This window comes from Aquitalea magnusonii, assembly GCF_003202035.1.
Classification (GTDB): Bacteria; Pseudomonadota; Gammaproteobacteria; order Burkholderiales; family Chromobacteriaceae; genus Aquitalea; species Aquitalea magnusonii.
The window spans coordinates 65,551-89,192 of the sequence record NZ_QJKC01000016.1; the positions used below are offsets into that span (position 1 = coordinate 65,551).

Consider the following 23,642-nt stretch of genomic DNA (forward strand, 5'->3'; position numbering starts at 1 on the left):
TGTTCAAGCCCTTAGTAGGAACGGGTCTTCAGAGCGATGGTGTCGACAGTCAGCGGCTGCAGGTTCACCGGCTTGTATTGCAGACGGTTGCCGTCGCGCGACCACAGGGTGTGCTTCAGCCAGTTGGCATCATCACGACCGTTCGGGGTTTCCGGGGTATCCGGTGCATCGTCACGCACGTGGGCGCCACGCGATTCGGTCCGGGCATTGGCCGAGATCATGGTGGCCTTGGCCACTTCGATCAGGTTTTCCAGTTCCAGGGCTTCGATGCGGGCCATGTTGAATACGCTGGATTTGTCGGAAATTTCGGTCTGCTGAACCATCTTTTCCACTTCCAGAATCTTCTCAACACCCTCGGCCAGCATGTCCTTGAAACGGAACACGCCGCAGTGCGCCTGCATGGTGCGCTGCATGGCGGTACGGGCGTCGTTGACGGCCACACCGTTGGTCTGCTTGTTCAGGCGTTCCACGCGGGCAACCGAGCGTTCGACATCGGCGGTAGCCAGTTCCGGCAGTTCCAGCGGCTGGGCCTTGATGAAGTCGATCATCGAGTTGGCCGAGCTCTTGCCGAAGACCAGCAGGTCGAGCAGGGAGTTGGTCCCCAGGCGGTTGGCACCGTGCACCGAGGCGCAAGCGCATTCGCCGGCAGCGTAGAAACCATTGACCGGCTTGCCATCCACCACCACTTCGCCGTGGTAGTTGGTGGGGATGCCACCCATCTGGTAGTGACAGGTCGGCACCACCGGGATCGGGGCCTTGATCGGGTCCACACCGGCAAACTTGATGGAGATTTCACGGATGCCCGGCAGCTTGGACATGATCACTTCGGGGTCGAGGTGAGTGATGTCCAGCAGCACGTGATCCTTGTTCGGGCCGCAACCGCGACCTTCGTTGATCTCGGTCACCATGGCGCGGGAGACCACGTCACGCGAAGCCAGATCCTTGGCATTCGGTGCATAGCGTTCCATGAAGCGTTCACCTGCGCTGTTACGCAGAATGCCGCCTTCACCACGCACACCTTCGGTAATCAGTACACCGGCACCGGCCACGCCGGTGGGGTGGAATTGCCAGAATTCCATGTCTTCCAGCGGGATGCCGGCGCGTGCGGCCATACCCAGGCCATCACCGGTATTGATGAAGGCATTGGTGGAAGAAGCGTAGATACGACCGGCGCCGCCAGTGGCAAACAGGGTGGCCTTGGCCTGGAATACCACGATTTCCGAGGTTTCCATTTCCATGGCAATCACGCCCTGCACATTGCCGTCTGCATCGCGGATCAGGTCCAGCGCCATCCATTCCACAAAGAAGTGGGTGTTGGCACGGACATTGCGCTGGTACAGCGCGTGCAGCATGGCATGACCGGTACGGTCGGCGGCAGCACAGGCGCGACGCACCGGCTTTTCGCCAAAATTGGACATGTGGCCGCCAAACGGACGCTGGTAGATGGTGCCATCAGCGTTACGGTCGAACGGCATGCCGTAGTGTTCCAGCTCGGTCACCACCTTCGGTGCCTCGCGGCACATGAATTCGATGGCATCCTGGTCGCCCAGCCAGTCCGACCCCTTGACGGTGTCGTACATATGCCAGGTCCAGTGATCTTCCTCGGAATTACCCAGCGAGGCGGATACACCGCCCTGTGCCGCCACGGTGTGGGAGCGGGTGGGGAATACCTTGGACAGTACGGCAGTCTTCAGGCCAGCTTCGGACAGCTGCAGGGCGGCACGCATGCCGGCACCACCTGCGCCAACGATTACTGCATCAAAATGACGAACAGGTACGCCCATTACAGCCCCCAGACAACTTTAACGGAATAGATGAAACAGGACACAAGCCACACGATGGTGAAGGCATGCAGCGCCAGGCGCAGGCCGGTGGGCTTGATGTAGTCCATCCACACATCGCGAATGCCCACCCATACGTGCAGGAACACTGCCAGCAAGGTGGTCTGGGTCAATACCTGCACCCAGGTTTGTGCGAAGAAGTCTTTCCAGCCGGCATAGCTGGACGGCATGGTCAGCAGGAACAGTGCCAGCGCTACGGTATAGATCACCATGATGGTGGCCGTCACGCGCTGCATGACCCAGTCGCGCAAACCGTAGTGAGCGCCGATGACAGAGCGGTTTACCATAGAGCTACTCCCAGAATCAGAGTCAGGGCCAGGCTAACCACCACCACAGTCTTGGCGGTAGCACGGGCGGTTTGCAGTTCCAGACCCTTATGGATATCCAGGAACAGGAAACGGATACCGGCACAGAAGTGATGCATGTAGGCCCACAACAAGCCGATGAGGATGATCTTCATCAGCGGATGCGCGACTACGGCACGGTAGGTTTCAAAGGACTCTGCTGAACTGAGCGAACCATGAAGGAGGTAGATCAACAGCGGGAGGGAAAAGAAGAGCGCCACACCACTGACCCGGTGCAAGATCGAGACGATGCCCGGGATGGGCAGTCTGATCGTGGCCAGATCCAGGTGCTTCGGTCGTTGCTTCTGCATATGGCTTCCTTGGATGTATTTGAACCAAGTGGTTATCTCCGGGCCCCTGTCTGGAAGCCCGCCTGAAAGGTCCGCCCTTGTAAAAACCGGGTGGTCCCTCTCAATACTGAACATCATGCTGCCCGATGCTGCAGGGCAATATGATCTGGAAATTCTAGCAAAAATCACCTGCCTGCTGCCCGTTTTTTGCCGGACAAGCGACATTTCCATGCTGGCAGGCGACATCAGCAGCTCTTTTGCAGCAGCGCCAGATCACGACTCAGGCAGTAGCGCTGCCGCCATTCAACCCGCTCACCAACTGACGAAAAGGTCAGTCTGAGCACACTCAGTACCGGCTCTTCCAGTGCGGCACCGGACAAGCCCAGCAAACTCGCATCTTCGCGCGGCAACATGACAGCACGGTACTGCTCGCGACTTTCCACCACACGCACACCAAAACGCTGTTGCAAGGTGGCGTAAACACCGGTACCCGAACGAAACCAGCGCGCCTCCATACCGTCGAAACGCTCGGCCGGCAGATAGGCCTCATCCAGCGCCACCGGCCTGCCCTGCCCGCGCCACAACTGACGCACCCGAAACATCGGCGCATGCCGCCGCAGCTGCAGCGCCACCGCCATGTCATCGCTGGCATTCATGCGCGAAATGGCCAGAAACTCACAACTAAGCCGGTCCGGCATTTCATCGAACACCCCGGGCGACTGCAACAGGGCGCTTCCCCAGTCGCTGAGCACCGGAGACACAAACGTCCCCTTGCCCTGCTGTCGGTATAGCAAGCCATCCGCCACCAGTTCGCTCAGCGCCTTGCGTACCGTTCCCTGGCTCACCGACATCTCTGCGGCCAGATCCCATTCACTGGGCAAGGCATCATGCTCCAGCCATTCGCCTTCGGCGATACGGCGCAGCAAAAACTGCTTGATCTGCACATAAAGCGGCTGACGACGCGGAGCATTAGCAATCATGTAGTGGCTTTGTATCATCAAATAAATCAAGCGTAAAGGGATGTCTTATATAAGACACAAGACATCAGGCAGCTTATCAGAATTTCTGATGGGGAATCCAGCCCCACATGGTCTACACTCCGTGATACACTCGCTTCACACTTATAGTGCAGAGCAACATCTGCAATTTGAGACAGTCTCGGATATCTAAAGGAGAGTCCACCAATGAAAGCTCCCGTTCGCGTTGCCGTTACCGGCGCTGCTGGTCAGATTGGCTACAGCCTGCTGTTCCGTATCGCCAGTGGTGAAATGCTGGGCAAAGACCAGCCGGTCATCCTGCAACTGCTCGACCTGCCGCAAGCCCAGACCGCCGTTAAGGGCGTGATGATGGAACTGGAAGACTGTGCCTTCCCGCTGCTGGCCGGCATGGTTGCCACCGACGATCCGAACGTCGCTTTCAAGGACGCTCAAGTTGCCCTGCTGGTGGGCGCCCGTCCGCGTAGCAAAGGCATGGAACGCAAGGACCTGCTGGAAGCCAACGGCGCCATCTTCACCGTTCAGGGCAAGGCACTGAACGACCACGCCGACCGCAATGTGCGCGTTCTGGTGGTTGGCAACCCGGCCAACACCAATGCCTGGATCGCCATGAAGAGCGCTCCGGACCTGAACCCGAAAAATTTCACCGCCATGTTGCGTCTGGACCACAACCGCGCCCTGTCGCAGATCGCTGCCAAGACTGGCAAGCCGGTTGCGTCGATCAAGGACCTGGCGGTATGGGGCAACCACTCGCCGACCATGTACGCCGACTACCGCTTCGCCACCATCGATGGCCAGTCGGTAAAAGCCATGATCAACGACGAAGCCTGGAACCGTGACGTATTCCTGCCGACCGTGGGCAAGCGTGGCGCCGCCATCATCGAAGCACGTGGCCTGTCCTCGGCTGCTTCTGCTGCCAACGCCGCCATCGACCACATCCACGACTGGGTGCTGGGCAGCAATGGCAAGTGGGTGACCATGGGCATTCCGTCCGACGGTTCCTACGGCATTCCGGAAGGCGTGATGTACGGCTTCCCGGTTGTATGCGAAAATGGTGAATACAAGATTGTCCAAGGTCTGGAAGTGGACGAGTTCAGCCGCGAACGCATGAACTTCACCCTGGCCGAGCTGGAAGAAGAGCGCGCAGCTGTCGCTCACCTGTTTGGCTAAGCCTTAGCCAGATCAGCGAAAAGCGCACCAACTGGTGCGCTTTTTGTGTTTGATCAATACCGCCAAGCATATTTGAATTTACTAATACAGACTGCCACTGGAGCAAGAGCATGATTGAAGTCGAAGTCCTGAACCAGATCGCGGCCACGATTGAAAACCTGGCCGAGCGCGCCACCGATATTCGGGGGTATCTTTGACTACGACGGCAAAAAAGACCGTCTGGAAGAAGTAAGCCGCCTCACTGAAGATTCCGATATCTGGAACGACCCCAAGCGCGCCCAGGAACTGGGCCGCGAACGCAAGCAACTGGAAGATGTGGTCCTGGTGCTGGACAGCATCAACGCCAGCATCGCCGATGCGCGCGAACTGCTGGAAATGGGCAAGAGCGAAGAGGATGACGAAACCATTCTCGCCGTGAAAGCCGACATGGAGGAAGTCGAGGCCAAGGTAGCCAAGATGGAATTCCGCCGCATGTTCCACGACCCGATGGATCCCAACAACTGCTTCCTGGACATCCAGGCCGGCGCCGGTGGCACCGAGGCGCAGGACTGGGCCGGCATGCTGTTGCGCATGTACACCCGCTATGCCGAACGCAAGGGCTTCAAGGTAGATGTGCTGGAAGTATCCGAAGGCGAAGTGGCCGGCATCAGCAGTGCCACGCTGAAGATCGAAGGCGAATACGCCTACGGCCTGCTGCGTACCGAAGTGGGCGTACACCGCCTGGTGCGCGTGTCGCCGTTCGACTCCAATGCCCGCCGTCACACCTCCTTCTCCTCGGTATTCGTCTACCCGGAAGTGGACGACAGCTTTGAGATCGACATCAACCCGGCCGATTTGCGTATCGACACCTACCGCGCCTCCGGTGCCGGTGGTCAGCACATCAACAAGACCGACTCGGCCGTGCGTATCACCCACTTGCCCACCAATACCGTGGTGCAGTGCCAGAACGACCGCTCGCAGCACCGCAACCGCGATGAAGCCATGCAGATGCTGCGCGCCAAGCTGTACGAGCTGGAACTGAAAAAGCGCAACGAGGCCAAGCAGGCGCTGGAAGACACCAAGACCGACGTGGGTTGGGGTCACCAGATCCGCTCCTATGTGTTCGACCAGTCGCGCATCAAGGACCTGCGTACCAGCTATGAAGTGGGCAATATCAAGGGCGTCATGGATGGCGACCTGGACGGCTTTATCGAAGCCAGTCTGAAACAGGGCGTGTAAACGTCCGGGCCGGCAGCTGCTGCCGGCCTGCATTACAGCAGCGTAAAACCTTAATTGTTGGCCGATGAGGCCTGGCGGGGGAATGGCCCCCTGCCCTTACCGCAGTAGTCAACGGAGTCATCATGTCTGAACGTGAACAAGCATCATCCCTGAGTCAGGACGAAAACCAGATCATGGCGGAACGCCGCCAGAAGCTGAAGAGCATCCGCGAAAAACGCGTCGCTTTCCCCAACGATTTCAAACGCAGCCACTTTGCCAAGGATCTGCAGGAAAAACACGCGGGTAAAGACAAGGAAGCTCTGGAAGCCGAGAAGATCGAGGTTGCCGTTGCCGGCCGCATGATGCTGAAGCGCGTCATGGGCAAGGCCAGCTTTGCCACCCTGCAGGATGGCAGTGGCCGCATCCAGGCCTACATCGCCAACGATGGTGTCGGCGAAGCCGAACATGCCGAGTTCAAGCACTTCGATCTGGGCGACATCATCGCCATCCGCGGCGTGCTGTTCAAGACCAAGACCGGCGAACTGACGGTACAGGCCAGCGAAGTGCGCCTGCTGTCCAAAAACATCCGTCCGCTGCCGGAAAAATTCCACGGCATGACCGATCAGGAACAAAAATACCGTCAGCGCTACGCTGACCTGATCATGAGCGAAGACAGCCGCAACACCTTCATCAAGCGCTCGCAGATCGTGCAGAAGATCCGCGACGTGATGGTGAGCGAAGGCTATCTGGAAGTGGAAACGCCGATGATGCACCCCATCCCGGGCGGCGCCACGGCCAAACCCTTCGTGACTCACCACAACGCGCTGGACATGCCGCTCTACCTGCGTATTGCGCCGGAACTGTATCTGAAACGTCTGGTAGTGGGTGGCCTGGAGCGCGTGTTCGAGATCAACCGTAACTTCCGTAACGAGGGGATGAGCACACGCCACAACCCCGAGTTCACCATGATCGAGTTTTACGAAGCCTACAGCGATTACCAGCGCATGATGGAGATGACCGAAAACATCATCCGTCGCTGTGCCGAAACCGTCTGCGGCAGCACCACCATCAGCTACAACGGCAAGGAAGTGGAACTGGGCAAACCCTTCGACCGCTTCACCATTGTTGGTGCCATCAAGCACTACAACCCGCAATACACCGATGAGCAACTGGCCGACGCCGCCTGGGTGGCCAGCGAAATCAAGCGCCTGGGTGGCAAGCTGCCGCCGGCACCGGGCCTGGGCAGCCTGCAACTGGCCTTGTTTGAAGAATGTGCCGAAGGCCAGCTGTGGAACCCGACCTTCATCATCGACTACCCGGTGGAAGTGTCCCCGCTGGCCCGTGGCTCGGATGCCGACCCGTCCATCACCGAGCGCTTCGAGCTGTTCATCGTCGGCCGCGAACATGCCAACGGCTACTCCGAGTTGAACGACCCGGAAGACCAGGCCGCGCGCTTCCTGTCGCAAGTAGCCCAGAAGGACGCCGGCGACGACGAAGCCATGCACTATGACGCCGACTACATCCGCGCCATGGAATACGGCCTGCCGCCCACCGGTGGCTGCGGCATCGGCATTGACCGTCTGGTCATGCTGCTGACTGACGCCCCGTCCATTCGCGACGTTATCCTGTTCCCGCAGATGCGTCCGGAATAAACTGCCGCTGACGCAGTAGGTTGCTGTAGGTTTGCAGAGTTGATGCAAATTTTCAGCATTTAGGTGAAAAACCGAGTGCTTGCTCAAAAAAAGCCCCGATTTTAAATCGGGGCTTTTTTATTTATATTACTCCTTATCCATCAATCCGGGCATATTCAAATTAGCCAACATGTATATTGGTCGAATTTCTGACTTTTTTTGTATCACAATACTAATTTTTTTATTTCACAATATCGTCAGAAATATGTTCTGTCAGTCAAAATTGAAATATTTTAATTGGAAATATTTGCTGTAACGTCTAATATATTCCACCTGAAAAATCCCCGAATATAGCTACTATACAATTTGAAGCCACGCATCAATAACGGAGGAGATCCATTAGCGCAATAAAGGAATCTGCGAAACCTTTCCAGCTGACAAACAAGAAAAGGGTAGGTGCTTTCGCACCTACCCTCACTTGATCCTTTAGGAATACGAGCAGAACTCGATACATAAAGGGCCTTCGACAAGCCAAGTATCGTTCCCTCTCCCCCTAAGGTCAAGCTCCGTTTGTCTTTTTAAAGCGAACTCGTTGTGCCGAGAGGTACGGTCACGTCCTCTCGCCGACGAAATCGGAGAGAAATCATGACCGAACTAATACATGCCACTGGCCCATGGTCAGGTTGGCAGAGAGAAACGCATTCGCCAGCTCGTCAAATCGTCGCTCCCACAGGAACCATTATTCGTGGGAGCTTCCCATCCGTCACTGCAAGACGAATGGTTGGGTTCGAGCAGTTACTAGAACGCGATGCGTTATACCTATTCGACTTTGCTCCACAAGTCGTCGATATCAAGGAGCAGCCGTTCAAGCTCCGATACGCGATGGGCAATAAAGTCCGGCGCTACACCCCTGACTTCGCCCTGACGAAAAGGGATGGCTCGATTTTGATCGTTGAGGTAAAACCGGCGCGTTCCCTGGCTAGGCTGGAAGTTAACGAAAAGCTGCGACACATCCGTGATGCCATGCAGCGCCAAGGTCACGAGTTCATCGTGCTCTCAAGCGATGCCATTCGAGCGCCGCATCGGCTAGACAACCTCAAGCAACTGCACCGTTACTTGCGCCAATCTTTCTCACTAGAGGACCGATTGGCAAGGCAGCAACTGCTCAGCCACTTTGGCCGCAGCGGCCGGGCAACCATCGGCCAGCTTGCGCAGGAGCTAGGGAGCTTTGGGGCCATCATGCGCCTAGTGGCCCATGGGCTGGTGAGCTGCGATCTCGATCGGCCTGTCACCACTGACACGGTGATCACTTTGACGGAACAGGAGGCTGACTATGTCTTCGTCGATTCGCTTTAACCAAGGCAGCGCCTTCCTCTTGGACGGGCGAGAAGTCAGCATCGTCCGGGTGATCAACGGCAACCTTGTGACCCTGGAGGATATCGCCTCTTTGGTGGTGTACCAGCACACCAAGCAGCAGCTTCTGGAACTATGGGCAGCCGGGCGCATTACATCCAAGCCGATCGCCGGCCTTCCGTCCGCTGCCGGGCCGAACCGTACACCTCCCGATACCTTGTGCAATTATCCGCAAAAGGCGATTGATGAAGCCTTACGGAGGAAAAAATATCTGGATGCGCTCTCGGCCATGGGGAATAAGATCGTCTTCACTCCAGCCAAGCTCCGGCCACTTCTCGAACACATCGCTAAGCAACTTGAAGATCCTGAGGTACCCTCGGCTGTAACTATCTACCGATGGTTCAAGAAAAAGCTGCAGCATGATGATCATCCACTCGCTTTGCTAGAAAAGCCCTATTCCCGTGGATGGTTTGGCTGCCGCTTCCCGACCGAGGTTCAGGAAGCGCTCATCGAGCTGATCGAGACACGCTATCTGGAAGTACCGGGATTTAGCATTGTGGACCTTCATGATGCCTTACGTGTCCAGGTTCATGCCTTGAACCAAATGCGTGCGCCCGATAACGCTTTACTTCTACCGAGTTATGACACCGTACGTCGGGCAGTCCTTGCCTACCCTGCTTACGAGCAGGCTGTGGCCAAATTTGGCAAGCAAGAAGCATCGCTCCGCTTCCGCACTAGCTTGGGCAGCCCCAAAGCCAAGTTCATATTGGAAACTGCTGAAGTCGACCACACACCAGTAGATCTGTTTGTCGTAGACGAAAAAAAAGGAATGCCACTTGGCCGCCCGTGGCTGACCGTCATCATCGACCGGAAGAGCCGGATGATTCTCGGCATCTACGTCAGCTTCGGCGGACCAAACACTGAGGCGGTGTTCGGCTGCCTACGGAATGCCATCCTGCCGAAGTCTTATGTAAATGAGCGCTACCCGCGTGTCGAGGGGGCTTGGCCCTGCTTTGGTCTCATGCAGGTCCTGGTCTGCGACAACGGCTTGGAATTTCATAGCCGCGCCCTGGAGCAGGCGTGCTTCGAGCTAGGCATCATCCTGCAGTTCTGCCCCAAGCGGAAACCGTATTTCAAAGGGATGGTCGAGCGGGCCTTGGGCTCGATCTCTCGCAACTTTCTGCATGCACAGGCCGGGACCAGCCTCGCCAACTGGATGGAACGCCATGGATACGATCCGCTGAAAACCGCCGTAGCAACATTCGACGAACTCATGCATGCCCTACACATCTGGATTGTCGACGTGTACTCGGTCAAGTTCCATCGTGGCCTCAAGCGTACGCCGCTGGGTATGTGGCAGGACGGCATCCATGACAACCCACCCGCGCTACCGGATCTGAAAGTGCTGGATGTTGCGTTGACCGAGGGGGAAAAACGGGTGCTTTGGCACTACGGCATCGAGCTGTTCAACCTGCGCTACAACAGCCGGGAGGTCTATCCGATTCGCCATCAGTACGGCGAGAAGGTAACCGTACAGGTTCGCTACAACCGGGCCGACCTTGGTCACATCTACGTAGTTCATCCTGGAACTGAGGAAGCCATCAAAGTACCGGCAGTCGAATTCGACTACGCCTCAGGTCTTCGTCTTGAAGTCCATCAGCTCATTTGTCAGGAGTTGCGTGAGGCCGGTCTATCGGAAACAGATCCCCTGAAACGCGCCCAAGCCAAAGAACGAATCCGTCAGGTAATCGGCGAGCAACTTGCTAGTAAGAAGCTCCAAAAACGCAAACGGGCAGCTAGATTGTCTGGGACCAATTCTCAACAGGCTCCGACAGCAACTCTAGATGCAGAACCAGCGTCTCTAAAAGCAGTTCAGCAGGTTCTGCCCCCCGTGATTCCACGGCAATTCAAGACGAGCTCCCATCCTCTGGGAAAAGGAGGTCAACCATGACCCCCCTCACCACAAACATGATCGCCGACACCTCGGATGTATATGACGCGATCAAAGCCATCGAAAAGCAGCGCCTGCTCTTTCCTGCTTTTGAGGAAGCGTACCGTCGTATCATCAGAATTCACAAAATGGCGCTCGCCGGCAATCGTCCTCGCCATCTGATGATCCTTGGTCCCTCCGGGGCCGGTAAAAGCTCGGTGCTGGAGGAGTACGTCCGCTACTTCCCGGTGATTGAGGAGAGCGAGTTCCGGCGAATCCCAGTACTACTAGTCGAGATCAAATCCTCACCGACCGTGCGTAGCGTAGCCGAGGACATTTTAAAGGCCATGGGGGTCCCGATGGCTTACCGTGGCTCAGTTAACGAAAAGACCGACCGGGTCATTTCCTCACTGCAAAAACTTAAGGTCGAATTGTTGATGCTGGACGAGGTGCAGCATTTGCTCGGCGCCAACAAGCGAAGCTTCGGATCAAACAATGAAACCGAGTGGCTCAAAACCCTACTCAACCAGATTGAGATCCCCGTTGTGCTTGCCGGACTTCCCTACGGGCAAGCTCTTCTGAGCACCAACGAGCAGCTGCGCCGGCGCTTGGATGGAGTGCATCATCTCACACCGTTTTCAGTCGAGGACGAAGACTCAGCAGCCAATTTCGCCGGGGTGATCAGCTGGTTTGATAGCGAAATCCACGGTGGCACCCCAATCGGTCTCCACGAAGGGGATATGCTGTACCGGCTGTTCTATGCCACGAATGGGTTAATCGGCTACCTCAGCAAGCTGCTGATCGGCGCAATGGAGATCCGGCTAGAGCACGGAAAGAAAGCTGTCGAAAACTGGATGCTTGAGGAGTCATTTCGCCAGAACCTGTGGGCTGAAGGCGTAGGGGCGTTGAACCCGTTCCATAAGAAATTTGTTCGCCGGCAATTGAACAAGGTGAACGAGCTCTTCGCCACGACGGCCTTTTCCGCTATTGCCGCTTCTGCAACCTAACCGCTGGAACCCCCGCCAACCACACTGGCGGGGGTATTTTCGATGACCCCGCTTCTTCCCATTCGCCCCTTACCGATTTCACTCGAAAGTGCAATCGGCTATCTGCTGCGCCTGGGTGCAGCCAATGATTTTCAGTCGTTAACCTGGCAGTTGAATTACCGCAAGCGCATCGGCATGCCAGCACAGTCTTTCGAGGAGTTCGTGAAACTGGCCACCGGCCACGGCCCTAATTTACAGCAAAACCTTTGGGGCCCATCAAGCTCCGACCTGCCGATTCAACCCCATAAAAAGCTCGGTATCAAGACCACCTACTGGAGCCTTGACCACCGGCGCTGGTGCCCAGACTGTCTCCGCGAAAATGGTTATTGGAAAACAGAATGGTTGATTACTCTGCAGGTCGCCTGTCCTTATCACCGACGCCTGCTGCATGAGCATTGCTCTGCATGCAGCAAGCCCGTCGGGTGGTACAGCGGAGGGTTGGCACACTGCCGTTGTGGGCAGGCGCTTAGCTTCGCCCCTCTCACTGCTGCATCTGACAGCGTGCTACAGATAGCCCAATTGATCAGCGACAAACTGGCCGAAACAGCAGGTATTACCTCCACCTCAGAAACATCTTGCCCTGTCGATGAGGGACTGACTCAACTGCTAGCTGATGTCCTCCTCCCACGTTTTCTCGATCTGCTTTGGGTGCTCGGTTGCAACGGTCACTACCGGGAACTCAAGAAATCGCTCAAGGTGCATGACCACCATTGCATTGCTGTCGCGTTACCGGTGCTCGAGAGCGCGGCCCAGATGTTGACTCAATGGCCCCAAGCCTTTCACACATTCATGCGGGACTCGTGTGACCAATCGCAAGCGCATGCGCTTCACATGTACCGATTTGTAGGCTCTCATCTACTAGCCCTCAACCGCGCCCTCAGCCATCCGGAGCTTCATTTCGTCAGGTATGAATTCGAGCGGTTTGTCTCCAAACACTGGAAAGGCGTCATCGCTGACCGACATCGGTTTGCTGACGACATCACAATCGGGCATCCGACTATTCTTGCCAAAGAGGCCCAGGAGATACTCGGCATTACTCGCAAGAAGTTGACCACTCTCATCAATGATGGACATATACAAGGCTGGTATCAGCAATCCAAGGGAGACCTGCGCTATCTGGTCATCGACCGGCAGTCAGTCTTGCGTTTCAAGCAAGGTTTTACAGGAAAGCTTTTAACGCTCTCGGGTGCAGCCGAGTATCTGGCGACCACTATTCCGCACGTGCGGCAATTTGTTGAAGCCGGACTTCTCGCTGCAGTGCATAAGCCAAAAGGAAACAATGACCGCCACTTTCGTTGGACATTCACGAAGCCCGAACTGGATAAGCTATTGGGAGGTTTGAACATTCAGGTACATGTGACACCTGAATGCGACAGCGTGATTTCCATCGAAAAGATTTGCCGGGACAGAAGCCGCGACGGGGTCGACCTCTGCACTCTTCTTCGTGCAATCCAAGCAGGCAAAATCGACGGCATTGCTCGAGACCCTTGTCACCCGGGCATCCGAGGGCTGCTACTCAATAAACAACAGTTCGAGGCCTGGTTTGCTGATCAACTGCAAACAACACAATTTTTCCCCATTAAGCTTGCTGCCCGTTACCTGGGGCTTCATGAACAAATGCTGTATTGGCTTCGCAACCAGGAAAATCCGTATAGCTTTGTTCCCCCAGAAGGGACTCGTCGGTCGGGTTTGCCCAAAACTTTGCTAGACAGCTTCAAGTCGCGCTATGTCTGGAGCCAATCTCTTGCCAAAATTACCGGCTTCAACGGAAGATCGGCAGCGCGCAAATTGATCAAGCAAGGACTCAAGCCGCTAACCGGCCCAAGTGTGGATGGCAACGCTACGTATTTGTTTTTAAGGCAAGACGTTCAGGATTTTCTGAAGCGGCCTCATTCCGCCAAAATATGATCTTGCAAGCGAGTAACGACAGAGGTTACGTATGCTGGTTTTTCTCGATACAGAGTTTGCCGACTTCGCTGACCGGGAACCGATCAGCATCGGCATGGTGTCCGAAGACGGTCAGCACGTTTTCTACGTGGAGCTACAAGACTTCGACCGCGATCGCTGCAATGCTTTCGTGCGCTCGACAGTGTGGCCCCTGTTGGGTCAGATCGAAGGGGCAACGGTCAAACGCATCGACCTGAGCGGCCGATTGCGTGCATGGTTCGCCACCCTGCCCCGAAGTGTGGTGATTGCGTGCGATAGCCAGTTTGACCGCGAAGTATTGGGAGCGGTGATCGGCGGTCAGTGGCCGACCAATCTAACTGGCTGGTTCGACTTGCGTCCGTTGATCGATACGACGGTTTTCGACCAAGCTGTGACCGCTTATCACGATCAACCAGATCGACCCTGGCATCATGCACTACACGATGCTCATGCCCATCGCGCTGGCTGGCTAGCATGGATGGACAAACGCCGGCGCGACTGCCTTCGCTAGGGGTGAGAGGTTGACCGCAGGTGATAGAGCTTAACCCGCTGTCCATGGGGTGCGGGACAGACTACTGTTTAACAAGCGCTGGCTGCACTTGTGCCATATTGATAAAATGCATGACTTATGCCATGCCAATCAGGTCATCCGAGATGAAGCGCTGCGTTGTTGGTATTCGTCGTTCTGGAGAATCGGAGCCGCCGCCGGGCAAGAACAAGCTGACTGTCTGGTTCTCATCGATGGCCACGATGGCGGCGGTGCTGTCTGAAGACAACCAATCCTTGCTGCGTCCCATCCGTGATAAACGCCCTAAATCGCTCACTGAACTTGCCGCACTCACCGGCCGGCAAGTGCCAAATCTGTCGCGCACGCTTCGGATGATGGAGGGTTATGGCCTGGTTGATTGAAGAAAAATGTCGGTGAGATCGAACCGATTGCTTTGGCGACCGAATTTTTTGATTATGTTGAGTGAAAGCAAATGAGCAAGAGCCACGAACTGTCCAACTTCATCTGGAGTATCGCCGACTTGCTCCGGGGGCCCTATCGTCCTCCCCAATACGAGCGTGTCATGCTGCCCTTGGTCGTGCTGCGGCGCTTTGACTGCGTACTCGAAAGTACCAAGGATGCTGTACTGGCTAAGTACACCCAGTATCAAGGCAAGCTGGACGGTGAAGCATTAGACAGTGTGCTCAACAAAATTTCTGGGCAACGCTTTCACAACCACTCGCCGCTCAGTTTCGAAAAATTGAAAGGCGATCCAGATAACGTCCATCTGCATCTGGTTTCGTACATCAATGGCTTTTCAGAAAACGTCCGCAATATTTTTGAGCGCTTCGATTTCGGAAATGAAATTGAACGCATGCGTGAGCACAACATCCTGTTTCTCGTCATCAAGAAGTTTTGTGAGGTCGATCTTCACCCCAGTGTTGTCGATAACATCGAAATGGGATTGCTCTTCGAAGACCTGATCCGGCGCTTTAACGAACAGGCAAACGAGACGGCCGGTGATCATTTTACGCCTCGTGAGGTGATTCGGCTCATGGTGAACCTGCTGTTCATGCACGACGACGACTTGCTTACCAAGCCTGGCACTGTGCGCAAGATGTTGGACCCGACCTGCGGCACGGGCGGGATGCTGTCCGAGGCACGTAAGTATCTTCGGCAACACAACTTGGGTGCCAAGTTGTACGTCTATGGGCAGGACTTCAATCCGCGTTCTTACGCGGTCGCCGCATCCGACTTGCTGCTACGCACAGGCCCAGAAGAAAAGGAAACCTCGACAATCAAGTTCGGCGACACCCTGATCGACGACCAGTTTCCGGACGAGCGATTCGACTATTTCCTTGCCAACCCTCCCTTTGGGGTGGATTGGAAGCGGCAACAGAAAGAGGTGGTACGCGAGCACGAAAAACATGGTTTCGCTGGCCGTTTTGGTGCAGGAACACCACGCGTGAATGATGGCGCACTTCTGTTTTTGCAACATATGGTCAGCAAGTTCGAGCCGGTCGACCCTGCCAAAAATCTTGACGGTTCACGTTTGGCCATTGTCTTTAATGGGTCGCCTCTGTTCACTGGTGGCGCGGGCTCCGGTGAAAGCGAAATCCGTAAGTGGATCATCGAAAACGACTGGCTCGAAGCCATCGTCGCGATGCCCGAGCAGATGTTCTACAACACCGGCATTGGCACCTACATCTGGGTCGTCACCAACCGTAAGGAGCCGCGCCGCCGGGGCAAGATCCAGTTGATCGATGGGCGTGACCGCTGGCAATCGCTGCGTCGTAGCTTGGGTGACAAGCGTCGGGAGTTTTCCGATGCCCATATCTCGGAGATCGTCCGTGAGTATGGCGGCATGCACGATAGCGCCACCAGCAAGGTTTTCGACAATGCCGACTTCGGCTATAACCGCCTGACCATCGAGCGCCCCCTGCGTTTGACATTCCAGATTACGCTCGAACGCAAAGAGCGCTTCCTTGATGCTTGCCCGGATCTGCTGGACGACCTTCAGGCGATTGATGCAAGCATTGGCCGTGAATCCAGCCAGGACTGGAACACTACCTGGAAGCAGGTTCAAGCCATCTTGAAAAATCGAGACAGCAAATGGCGCGCGCCGCAGGTCAAAGCCTTCCGCGAGTCCTTCACGGAAATCGACCCCAAGGCCGAAGCCGTAATTGCCAAAAAATCCGGCAGCAAGATTGAATATGATGCCAACCCTAAGCTGCGTGATTTCGAGAACGTGCCGCTCAAGGAAGACGTGCAGGTCTATTTCGAACGTGAGGTACTCCCCCACGTGCCGGATGCCTGGATCGACCACGAAAAAACCAAAGTGGGCTACGAGATCAATTTCAACCGGCACTTCTATCGCTTCACCACCCCTCGTGTACTGAGTGAGATTGATTCCGACTTGAAACGTGCCGAAGAGGAAATCGTCCGGCTTTTACGCGAGGTGACCCAGGAGAAAAGCGTGTGATTGCTGTTGAACTGCTAGAAAGCTTGAACCTCCTTGATGAGAACGAACACATCGAGGTCAAACGCGACACAAAGGGGGTGGGCATCGATAACGACACTTACCGGGAACTGAACAAGGTCGATGCCTTGGCCGCCAGCGGAGCCTTGTGCCGACTGCGCGATGCCCAGCAGGGGGGCGACGAAGCGGGCTTACCGACCAAGTCCTCAGTCTTATCTGCCAACCTCGAAGCCCTATCTTACAACTTCGAGGTCTTGCCAACTAACCCCTCCCCGAATGAAGAAATCGCGCGCCGGGCTTTGTTGGCCAAGTTGCCGGGCGACCTAGCCTTGCTACTGCACAGCAATTCCCACCATGTGCGCAATTCCTACCCGCGCCCCCTGATGTGGGGTGGGCGATTGGTGATAATCAATCCGGATGAGCCTAACGATCCGCAGCAGGCGTATCGGACGGAGGAGGGTGGCAATGGCAACTGAGTACCCTCCATATCAGCCAATTCAGGCATCGAGTTGGAAAGTCGCTGAAGCCAAATTTCTCTTTGACATCGTGCTAGGGAAGATGCTTCAACCCGAGCCCAGAAATCCAGCGGATCAGCTCGTGCCGTATCTGCGCGCTGCCAATGTACAGTGGTCTGGAATTAGTTTGAGCGATGTTGCGACCATGTACGCAAGCGAAGGCGAAATGCAGTCCTGCTCTATCGTTCAAGGTGATCTCCTCGTATGCGAGGGTGGGGAAGTTGGGAGAGCAGCCATTTACTCTGGCGGTCTTCCGGATGAGGCAATCATCCAAAACGCCCTACATCGTGTGCGTAGCAAGAACGGAAACAGCACTCGATATCTCTGCTATGTGCTTCGGCATATTGCTTGGAGTGGCTGGTTCGACGTGCTGTGCAATAAGGCGACTATTGCTCATTTCACAGTCGACAAATTCGGTGAGCTGCAAATTGCGTATCCAGAACCGCAAGTGCAAGAATTAATCGCTGACTTCTTGGATTCAGAAACCACTCGGCTCGACACACTGATTTCTGAAAAGCAACGGCTACTCAATCTTCTCGCCGATAAACGCCGTGCCATCATCGCCGACTTTCTGACTAAGGGCCTCAACAAAGATGCACCACGCCGCGACTCCGACATTCCCTGGCTCGGCGAGATTCCAGCCCATTGGCAGGTTGAACGTGCCAAGTGGCTATTCACCGAGCGCGATGATCGTTCCGATTCCGGTGACGAGGAGTTACTGACGGTTTCGCACCTGACCGGCGTCACCAGTCGCGCCGAGAAGGACGTGAACATGTTTATGGCCGAGAGCCTAGAGGGCTATAAGCGCTGCCAGGCAGGCGATCTGGTCATCAATACCCTGTGGGCTTGGATGGGCGCAATGGGCGTGGCCCGCCAGCCCGGCATTGTCAGCCCGGCCTACAACGTCTATCAGCCTGTGGCTGAACTCGATCCAGAATACGTGGATCTATTGGTGCGCACGCCGCGCTTTGTCGAAGAGATCACGCGCTATTCCAAAGGCGTGTGGTCATCACGCCTGCGACTGTATCCGGAGGGACTCTATGAGGCGTGGTTGCCAGTCCCTCCCTTGGATGAACAGCGGGCGATTGTTAAACACGTTCAGATCGAAACACAAAAGCTTGATGCCCTTGCAAGCGCTACCGAGCGCACAATTACCTTGCTGCAAGAACGCCGCTCGGCGCTGATTTCAGCGGCAGTAACCGGGCAACTGGATGCTGGGGAGATGGCTGCATGATACTGCGCGAACTGGAAGTATCGAACTACAGGCCGTTCCGCAGCGAACGCTTTGCATTCTCGGAGCGTGTAACTGTCATTGCCGGTGTCAATGGACGCGGTAAAAGCGCAATTCTCGATGCCCTTTCTCTGCTGCTCTCTCGATTGCTGCCGCAGGTCACCCCCGCAAGGGGCGGCTACAAATATCTCAAGCCGCAGGATGTTCATCAAGGCGAGCACGCACTGAAGATCTCGCTTTCTGCATCGTTCGAAGACATTCCCGTCGAATTTGCGATTGATTACGACCCGGCAGAGGGTCAGCGGCCGGGCAAGTTGTTGCCGCAAATCAAGCGTGAGATTCATCGAATTTATGGCGACCCACAACGGGCCGGTGACGCAGCCCCGATTGCCGTCTACTACACCACTGATCGCGCTGCCTATCGTTTGCCGAAGCGCTTGCTCACCGGCTTGCCTCAAAGCCAATCGGCCGCTTACCACGGCGCGCTGTTTAACCGCCAGATCGACTTCCGCGATTTCATGAGCCGCTATCGTGGATGGGCTGACAGCATTGTCCGAGGTGAAGATTGCGATCAAAAAAATCAGCGAACGCTGGAAACGATAGACCGGGCTGTAAGGGAATTCTTGCCTGGCTTCAGCGATATTCGCGTCGAGCAGGAGCCGCTGCGCTTACTCGTTTCCAAGCAAGGTCAAACTCTCGATCTGACCCAAATGTCTGATGGTGAAAGGTCGCTGCTGGCGATGATGATCGATCTCTGCAGGCGTCTCGTGCTGGCAAACCCCGAGCTTGACGATCCATTGCAGGGCACGGGCGTAGTGCTGGTCGATGAAGTTGAGTTGCACCTGCATCCGCAGTGGCAACGCGAAATCGTGGAAAAATTACGGCGAACGTTCCCTCGTATGCAGTTCATTCTGACGACGCATTCGCCATTTGTTGTCCAGACCTTGCGCCCTGGCGAGTTGCGCCTGCTTGGCGAAAATCTCGACGATGAAGCACTTCAAGATCCTGGCGAGTATGCCAATAGGGGACTTGAAGAAGTGGCGACCAAGGTTATGGGGATCGAAGATCCGAATATTGTCCCCCGCTACACCCAGATGCTCGACGCCGCCCGCGAGTATTACCAATTATTGGAAACTGCTCAACCTGGTGATGAGCAGCAATTGGGCGAGCTCAAGGCACGCCTTGAAGAACTGGTGGCCCCCTTTCCAGATGAACCTGCATACCGGGCGTTTCTAGAGGTCCAACGTGTCGCCGCATTCCGGGAAGGCAATCGAAACGGAGAAGGAACGCCGTGAGGCCCGTAAACCACATCAAGACTGGAGCTGTGCTGACCGACCACAAGAAGGCGAAGCCAAATTTGATCGCAGCGATGGGCGAGTTCTGCGCATATTGTGAGCGCTCAATTGAGGCAATGCACCTCGATGTGGAACACGTCAAGCCACAAAAGGCGCACGGCAGACTCGCACTTACTTGGGGCAATTTCTTGCTCGCCTGTAAGTCCTGCAATACATACAAGAGACACTATCAGGACGCAAATCGGCAAACTGGAATATTGCGGAATCAGGCTTGGCCGCATTTGGACAATACCTTCTCCGCCTACTCCTACGATCAACATGGACGGATTTCCGTGTCAGCAGGACTCGGTTCTATTGTGCATCAGCAAATGGCCCAGCGCACCCTTGAGATGGCAGGTCTGGATCAGACACCCGCTGTGGCTGCCAGCTATCAGTCACTGGGGCTCGCCTACGACATCACAAGCCGACGCAAAAACGCCTGGGACAAAGCGCAGATTGCACTGGCTGCTTACCAGCAGAATCCAACAGATATTCAGCGTCAGTCGATACTGGGGCAAGCCGAAGAAACGGGATTCTTCAGTATCTGGATGAGTGTCTTTGCTGCTCACGCCGACGTGAAGTGTGAGCTCATCGCAATCTTCAAGGCTGCTCCCGCTTGTTTCGACAATATGGGAAATCAACTCAATCCGCGTCAGGCAGGAAGAATATGAAGATTCATTCAGAGGAAGCGTTCGAGTCAACCATCGAAACCTACTTGCTGGGCGCTGGCTACGAATTAATCGGACCGGACAAATACGATGGTGATCGCGCGCTGTTCTCTGAGGTGCTACTGACATTTATTCGCACAGCACAACCCAAAGAATGGGCTAAGCTCGAAGCCCTACTCAGCACCAACACCGAAGCCACCGTCCTGAAAGACCTGACCCACTGGCTAGACACTCACGGGGCGTTGGCAGTGCTGCGAAATGGCTTCAAGTGTTATGGACGCACACTACGGGTGGCTTACTTCAAGCCAGCCCATGGCATGAACCCCGAGTTGGCTACTCAGTACGCAGCCAACCGCCTCGGCGTTACCCGACAGTTGCGCTACAGCCAGCGCAATACCAATGAGTTGGACTTGGTGCTGTCCATCAATGGCATTCCGGTGGCCACTGCCGAGCTGAAAAACCCGATGACGGGGCAGACCGTGACGAACGCAATTGCCCAGTACCAGCAGGATCGTGATCACCGTGAGCCGCTGTTTGAATTCAAACGCCGAGCGCTGGTGCACTTTGCTGTGGATACCGAGCAGGTTTTCATGACAACCAGGCTAGCCGGTAGCACCACGCATTTCCTGCCCTTCAACAAGGGGCGGAATGGCGGCGCGGGCAATCCGCCCGATCCGGCGGGCCGTGCCTATCGCACGGCTTATCTCTGGGAAGAAGTGTGGCAGCGCGACAGTCTGCTGGATATCTTTGCCCGCTTTATGCACTTGCAAGTGGATGAAAAGCGCACCGACGATGGGCGAAAGATCAAGAAGGAAACCATGGTCTTTCCGCGTTACCACCAGTTGCGGGCGGTACGCGAATTGGAAGATGCAGCAAGGTTGGAAGGCCCCGGCCACAATTACCTGGTGGAGCATTCGGCGGGCAGCGGCAAAAGCAACACCATTGGTTGGCTAGCGCATCGACTGGCCTCATTGCATAACGAGGATGACAGGAAGGTGTTTGACTCGGTGATCGTGATTACCGACCGCCGTGTGTTGGACCGCCAGTTGCAGGACACGATCTACCAATTTGAGCACCGGCAAGGCGTGGTGCAGAAGATCGACGAGGATTCACGGCAACTCGCCGAGGCGCTGACCAACAGCGTACCGATCATCATCTCGACCCTGCAGAAATTTCCCTTTGTCGCCAGGCAGTTGGCCAAGATGGCCGAGGAGCGCGGCGAGAACGCCGATGGCGTACTCCCTACCCGACGTTGCGCCGTGATTATCGACGAGGCCCACAGCTCCCAATCCGGTGAAACGGCAACGGACCTCAAGGAAGTGTTGGGCGGCCACGTCTTGCGGGAAGAAGCGGCACGCTACGCAATCGAAGAAGGCGTCGACAATCTGGATGAGCTTTACCGCAGCATGGCCAAGCGCGGGCGCCAGGCCAACCTCAGCTTCTTTGCCTTTACGGCTACACCGAAGCACAAGACTTTGGCCGTATTCGGGCGGGCTGAGGCAGGCAAAGCAGGTCAACCTTTCCACCGATACACCATGAGGCAAGCCATCGAAGAGGGCTTCATCATGGATGTGCTGAAGAACTACACGTCCTACGCCACGTACTACAAGCTTATCAAGGCGAGTGAGGATGACCCCAACGTCGAGCGCAAACAGGCGGCCAAGGCGCTGGCCCGTTTCATGCGCCTGCACCCTTACAACATCGCTCAGAAAACCGAGGTGATGATCGAGCATTTCAATGCTGTCACCCGCCACAAGGTTGGCGGTAAAGCCAAGGCAATGGTCGTAACCGGTTCCCGACTGGAGGCCGTACGCTACAAGTTGGCCTTCGATTCCTATATCCGCGAGAAAGGTTACAGTTGGATCAAGACGTTGGTGGCGTTTTCCGGCGAGGTGGCGGATGACGAAGTACCGGGCAAGACCTGGACCGAGGTTGGGATGAACGGAGGGATCAAGGAAGGCGAGCTTCCCGAAAAATTCGACTCGCCGGAATACCAGGTCTTGCTGGTTGCGGAGAAATACCAAACGGGCTTTGACCAGCCTCTGCTGCACACGATGTATGTCGACAAGCGCCTGGCGGGCATTCAGGCGGTGCAGACACTTTCGCGCCTAAATCGCATGCACCCCCTCAAGGAGGACACTTTCGTTTTGGATTTTGTGAACGACCGTGAGGAGATCAAGGCAGCCTTCAAGGAATACTACGAGGGCAGCGAAATGGGTGATGAAGCTGACCCGAACAGGATGTACGCCATCAAGGCAGAGCTCGATGCCTCGGGTATCTATCTGGGTGAGGAGGTGCAGCGCTTCATCGGCGTCTATTTCAAGCCCAAACAACGCCAGAGCCAGGCGGATCACCAGGCCATGAATGCCGCGCTCGATCCGGCCGTGGATCGCTTCATGGCGCTGCAGGAGGAAGACGAGGAGCAGGCCGAGTTATGGCGTGGGAAGCTCAATGCCTTCCGCAATCTGTACGCGTTCCTGTCGCAAGTCGTTCCATACCAGGATTCAGATTTGGAGCGTCTGTATACCTTCTTCCGATTCCTTTCACCCAAGTTACCCAAGCGCACAACCGGCCAACGCTATAGCTTTGATGACGAAGTGCGGCTGGAGTATTACCGCTTGCAAAAAATCAGTGAGGGATCGATCAGTCTGCGGGACGGAAAAGCAGAGCCGCTGGACGGTCCTCGCGAAGTTGGTTCAGGTGTACGTCACGACGATGACGTCCCTCTTTCGAGCCTGATCGAAGTCATCAACGAAAGGTTTGGTACAGACTTCACCGATGCCGACCAACTGTTCTTTGACCAGATCATAGAGGCGGCAATCGAGGATGGCTCGCTGCGCGAAGCTGCTGCCGTCAACCCAGAGGAGAAATTTGCTCTTCTGTTCTCAGGCCTGCTGGAAACACTGTTTATCGAGCGCATGGAGCAGAACGAGGACATCTTTGCGCGTTTTATGAACGAGAAGGACTTTCAATCCCTAGTGTCGGAGTGGATTTCACGCAAGGTTTATTCTCGTTTTCGTAGTCCACATCCGAAGGGAAAAGGCGAGTAAGAGTCTGGCGACACTCGCCCGCAGCAACCCGCACCAGTGCTCATAAGCTAGGGAGGCCAGTCGGCTCCGGCTAGCCGACCGGAACAGCTTAAGCCAGTCCTGTCCTAGTCCCTGACTGGAGCAATTCATTATCAGTACCGAGCGCTCCTACATGA

The 23,642-nt window shown here is 55.8% G+C and carries 19 protein-coding genes; 15 read left to right on the plus strand and 4 right to left on the minus strand.

From position 1 onward, the window contains the following. Positions 1-11 precede the first annotated feature (11 nt). The 4 genes from sdhA to DFR38_RS16350 all read right to left on the minus strand — a co-directional run bounded on the left by sdhA (position 12) and on the right by DFR38_RS16350 (position 3,455). Entirely contained in the window at positions 12-1,784 is a 1,773-nt protein-coding gene (sdhA, locus tag DFR38_RS16335; protein ID WP_059285415.1) for a succinate dehydrogenase flavoprotein subunit, read from the minus strand. Further along, positions 1,784-2,128, minus strand: coding sequence for a succinate dehydrogenase, hydrophobic membrane anchor protein (sdhD, locus tag DFR38_RS16340; RefSeq protein WP_045845608.1), 345 nt, complete (start codon positions 2,126-2,128; stop codon positions 1,784-1,786). Before sdhD ends, sdhA begins: the two co-directional genes overlap by 1 nt. After that, positions 2,122-2,496, minus strand: a complete 375-nt coding sequence (gene sdhC, locus DFR38_RS16345) for a succinate dehydrogenase, cytochrome b556 subunit (protein WP_045845607.1) — start codon at positions 2,494-2,496, stop codon at positions 2,122-2,124. Before sdhC ends, sdhD begins: the two co-directional genes overlap by 7 nt. Before the next feature lie 224 nt (positions 2,497-2,720). Next, the gene (locus DFR38_RS16350) at positions 2,721-3,455 is read right to left on the minus strand and encodes a GntR family transcriptional regulator (protein WP_059285419.1); all 735 of its coding nucleotides are present in this window, start codon (positions 3,453-3,455) and stop codon (positions 2,721-2,723) included. A gap of 204 nt (positions 3,456-3,659) precedes the next feature. On the opposite strand from DFR38_RS16350, the gene DFR38_RS16355 reads away from it, so the two are divergent. The 15 genes from DFR38_RS16355 (at position 3,660) to DFR38_RS16425 (ending at position 23,487) form a co-directional block, all read left to right on the plus strand. Further along, positions 3,660-4,640: a malate dehydrogenase gene (locus DFR38_RS16355; protein WP_059285414.1), complete on the plus strand. Its 981-nt coding sequence runs from the start codon at positions 3,660-3,662 to the stop codon at positions 4,638-4,640. 150 nt (positions 4,641-4,790) lie between these two features. Next, positions 4,791-5,858 (plus strand): peptide chain release factor 2, encoded by a 1,068-nt coding sequence (gene prfB, locus DFR38_RS16360; RefSeq protein WP_082693349.1) that lies wholly within the window; start codon positions 4,791-4,793, stop codon positions 5,856-5,858. Positions 5,859-5,980: 122 nt separating this feature from the next. Beyond that, entirely contained in the window at positions 5,981-7,489 is a 1,509-nt protein-coding gene (gene lysS / locus DFR38_RS16365; protein WP_059285413.1) for a lysine--tRNA ligase, read from the plus strand. A gap of 624 nt (positions 7,490-8,113) precedes the next feature. Next, positions 8,114-8,824 carry a TnsA endonuclease N-terminal domain-containing protein gene (locus DFR38_RS16370; protein WP_082693348.1) on the plus strand — a complete coding sequence of 237 codons (711 nt, stop codon included), beginning with the start codon at positions 8,114-8,116 and terminating at the stop codon, positions 8,822-8,824. Continuing rightward, complete coding sequence (locus DFR38_RS16375) at positions 8,802-10,772, plus strand: DDE-type integrase/transposase/recombinase (protein WP_059285411.1); 1,971 nt, start codon at positions 8,802-8,804, stop codon at positions 10,770-10,772. Before DFR38_RS16370 ends, DFR38_RS16375 begins: the two co-directional genes overlap by 23 nt. Continuing rightward, positions 10,769-11,758, plus strand: a complete 990-nt coding sequence (locus DFR38_RS16380) for a TniB family NTP-binding protein (RefSeq protein ID WP_059285410.1) — start codon at positions 10,769-10,771, stop codon at positions 11,756-11,758. The genes DFR38_RS16375 and DFR38_RS16380 overlap by 4 nt, the downstream gene beginning before the upstream one ends. Positions 11,759-11,800: 42 nt before the next feature. Next, a complete protein-coding gene (locus DFR38_RS16385; protein ID WP_059285409.1) occupies positions 11,801-13,705 on the plus strand; it encodes a TniQ family protein in 1,905 nt (634 codons plus the stop codon). 31 nt (positions 13,706-13,736) lie between these two features. Further along, positions 13,737-14,234, plus strand: coding sequence for a 3'-5' exoribonuclease (locus tag DFR38_RS16390; protein WP_059285408.1), 498 nt, complete (start codon positions 13,737-13,739; stop codon positions 14,232-14,234). Positions 14,235-14,344: 110 nt separating this feature from the next. Continuing rightward, positions 14,345-14,632 (plus strand): HVO_A0114 family putative DNA-binding protein, encoded by a 288-nt coding sequence (locus DFR38_RS21450; RefSeq protein WP_204377437.1) that lies wholly within the window; start codon positions 14,345-14,347, stop codon positions 14,630-14,632. Between the two features lie 71 nt (positions 14,633-14,703). After that, complete coding sequence (locus tag DFR38_RS16400; RefSeq protein WP_059285407.1) at positions 14,704-16,692, plus strand: type I restriction-modification system subunit M; 1,989 nt, start codon at positions 14,704-14,706, stop codon at positions 16,690-16,692. Beyond that, complete coding sequence (locus tag DFR38_RS16405) at positions 16,689-17,165, plus strand: hypothetical protein (protein WP_059285406.1); 477 nt, start codon at positions 16,689-16,691, stop codon at positions 17,163-17,165. The genes DFR38_RS16400 and DFR38_RS16405 overlap by 4 nt, the downstream gene beginning before the upstream one ends. Continuing rightward, positions 17,155-18,438 carry a restriction endonuclease subunit S gene (locus DFR38_RS16410; protein ID WP_082693347.1) on the plus strand — a complete coding sequence of 428 codons (1,284 nt, stop codon included), beginning with the start codon at positions 17,155-17,157 and terminating at the stop codon, positions 18,436-18,438. The genes DFR38_RS16405 and DFR38_RS16410 overlap by 11 nt, the downstream gene beginning before the upstream one ends. Next, positions 18,435-19,730, plus strand: a complete 1,296-nt coding sequence (locus DFR38_RS16415) for an AAA family ATPase (RefSeq protein ID WP_059285405.1) — start codon at positions 18,435-18,437, stop codon at positions 19,728-19,730. The genes DFR38_RS16410 and DFR38_RS16415 overlap by 4 nt, the downstream gene beginning before the upstream one ends. A 29-nt stretch (positions 19,731-19,759) precedes the next feature. Then, a complete protein-coding gene (locus DFR38_RS16420; RefSeq protein WP_146215996.1) occupies positions 19,760-20,440 on the plus strand; it encodes a retron system putative HNH endonuclease in 681 nt (226 codons plus the stop codon). Then, complete coding sequence (locus DFR38_RS16425; protein WP_059285403.1) at positions 20,437-23,487, plus strand: type I restriction endonuclease subunit R; 3,051 nt, start codon at positions 20,437-20,439, stop codon at positions 23,485-23,487. Before DFR38_RS16420 ends, DFR38_RS16425 begins: the two co-directional genes overlap by 4 nt. The last annotated feature ends 155 nt before the right edge of the window (positions 23,488-23,642 follow it).

Excerpts from the sequence above, each read along its gene's own strand:
- sdhA (WP_059285415.1), bottom strand. The coding sequence starts at position 1,784 with ATGGGCGTACCTGTTCGTCATTTTGATGCAGTAATCGTTGGCGCAGGT.
- sdhD (WP_045845608.1), bottom strand. The coding sequence starts at position 2,128 with ATGGTAAACCGCTCTGTCATCGGCGCTCACTACGGTTTGCGCGACTGG.
- sdhC (WP_045845607.1), bottom strand. The coding sequence starts at position 2,496 with ATGCAGAAGCAACGACCGAAGCACCTGGATCTGGCCACGATCAGACTG.
- DFR38_RS16350 (WP_059285419.1), bottom strand. The coding sequence starts at position 3,455 with ATGATTGCTAATGCTCCGCGTCGTCAGCCGCTTTATGTGCAGATCAAG.
- DFR38_RS16355 (WP_059285414.1), top strand. The coding sequence starts at position 3,660 with ATGAAAGCTCCCGTTCGCGTTGCCGTTACCGGCGCTGCTGGTCAGATT.
- lysS (WP_059285413.1), top strand. The coding sequence starts at position 5,981 with ATGTCTGAACGTGAACAAGCATCATCCCTGAGTCAGGACGAAAACCAG.
- DFR38_RS16370 (WP_082693348.1), top strand. The coding sequence starts at position 8,114 with ATGACCGAACTAATACATGCCACTGGCCCATGGTCAGGTTGGCAGAGA.
- DFR38_RS16375 (WP_059285411.1), top strand. The coding sequence starts at position 8,802 with ATGTCTTCGTCGATTCGCTTTAACCAAGGCAGCGCCTTCCTCTTGGAC.
- DFR38_RS16380 (WP_059285410.1), top strand. The coding sequence starts at position 10,769 with ATGACCCCCCTCACCACAAACATGATCGCCGACACCTCGGATGTATAT.
- DFR38_RS16385 (WP_059285409.1), top strand. The coding sequence starts at position 11,801 with ATGACCCCGCTTCTTCCCATTCGCCCCTTACCGATTTCACTCGAAAGT.
- DFR38_RS16390 (WP_059285408.1), top strand. The coding sequence starts at position 13,737 with ATGCTGGTTTTTCTCGATACAGAGTTTGCCGACTTCGCTGACCGGGAA.
- DFR38_RS21450 (WP_204377437.1), top strand. The coding sequence starts at position 14,345 with ATGACTTATGCCATGCCAATCAGGTCATCCGAGATGAAGCGCTGCGTT.
- DFR38_RS16400 (WP_059285407.1), top strand. The coding sequence starts at position 14,704 with ATGAGCAAGAGCCACGAACTGTCCAACTTCATCTGGAGTATCGCCGAC.
- DFR38_RS16410 (WP_082693347.1), top strand. The coding sequence starts at position 17,155 with ATGGCAACTGAGTACCCTCCATATCAGCCAATTCAGGCATCGAGTTGG.
- DFR38_RS16415 (WP_059285405.1), top strand. The coding sequence starts at position 18,435 with ATGATACTGCGCGAACTGGAAGTATCGAACTACAGGCCGTTCCGCAGC.
- DFR38_RS16425 (WP_059285403.1), top strand. The coding sequence starts at position 20,437 with ATGAAGATTCATTCAGAGGAAGCGTTCGAGTCAACCATCGAAACCTAC.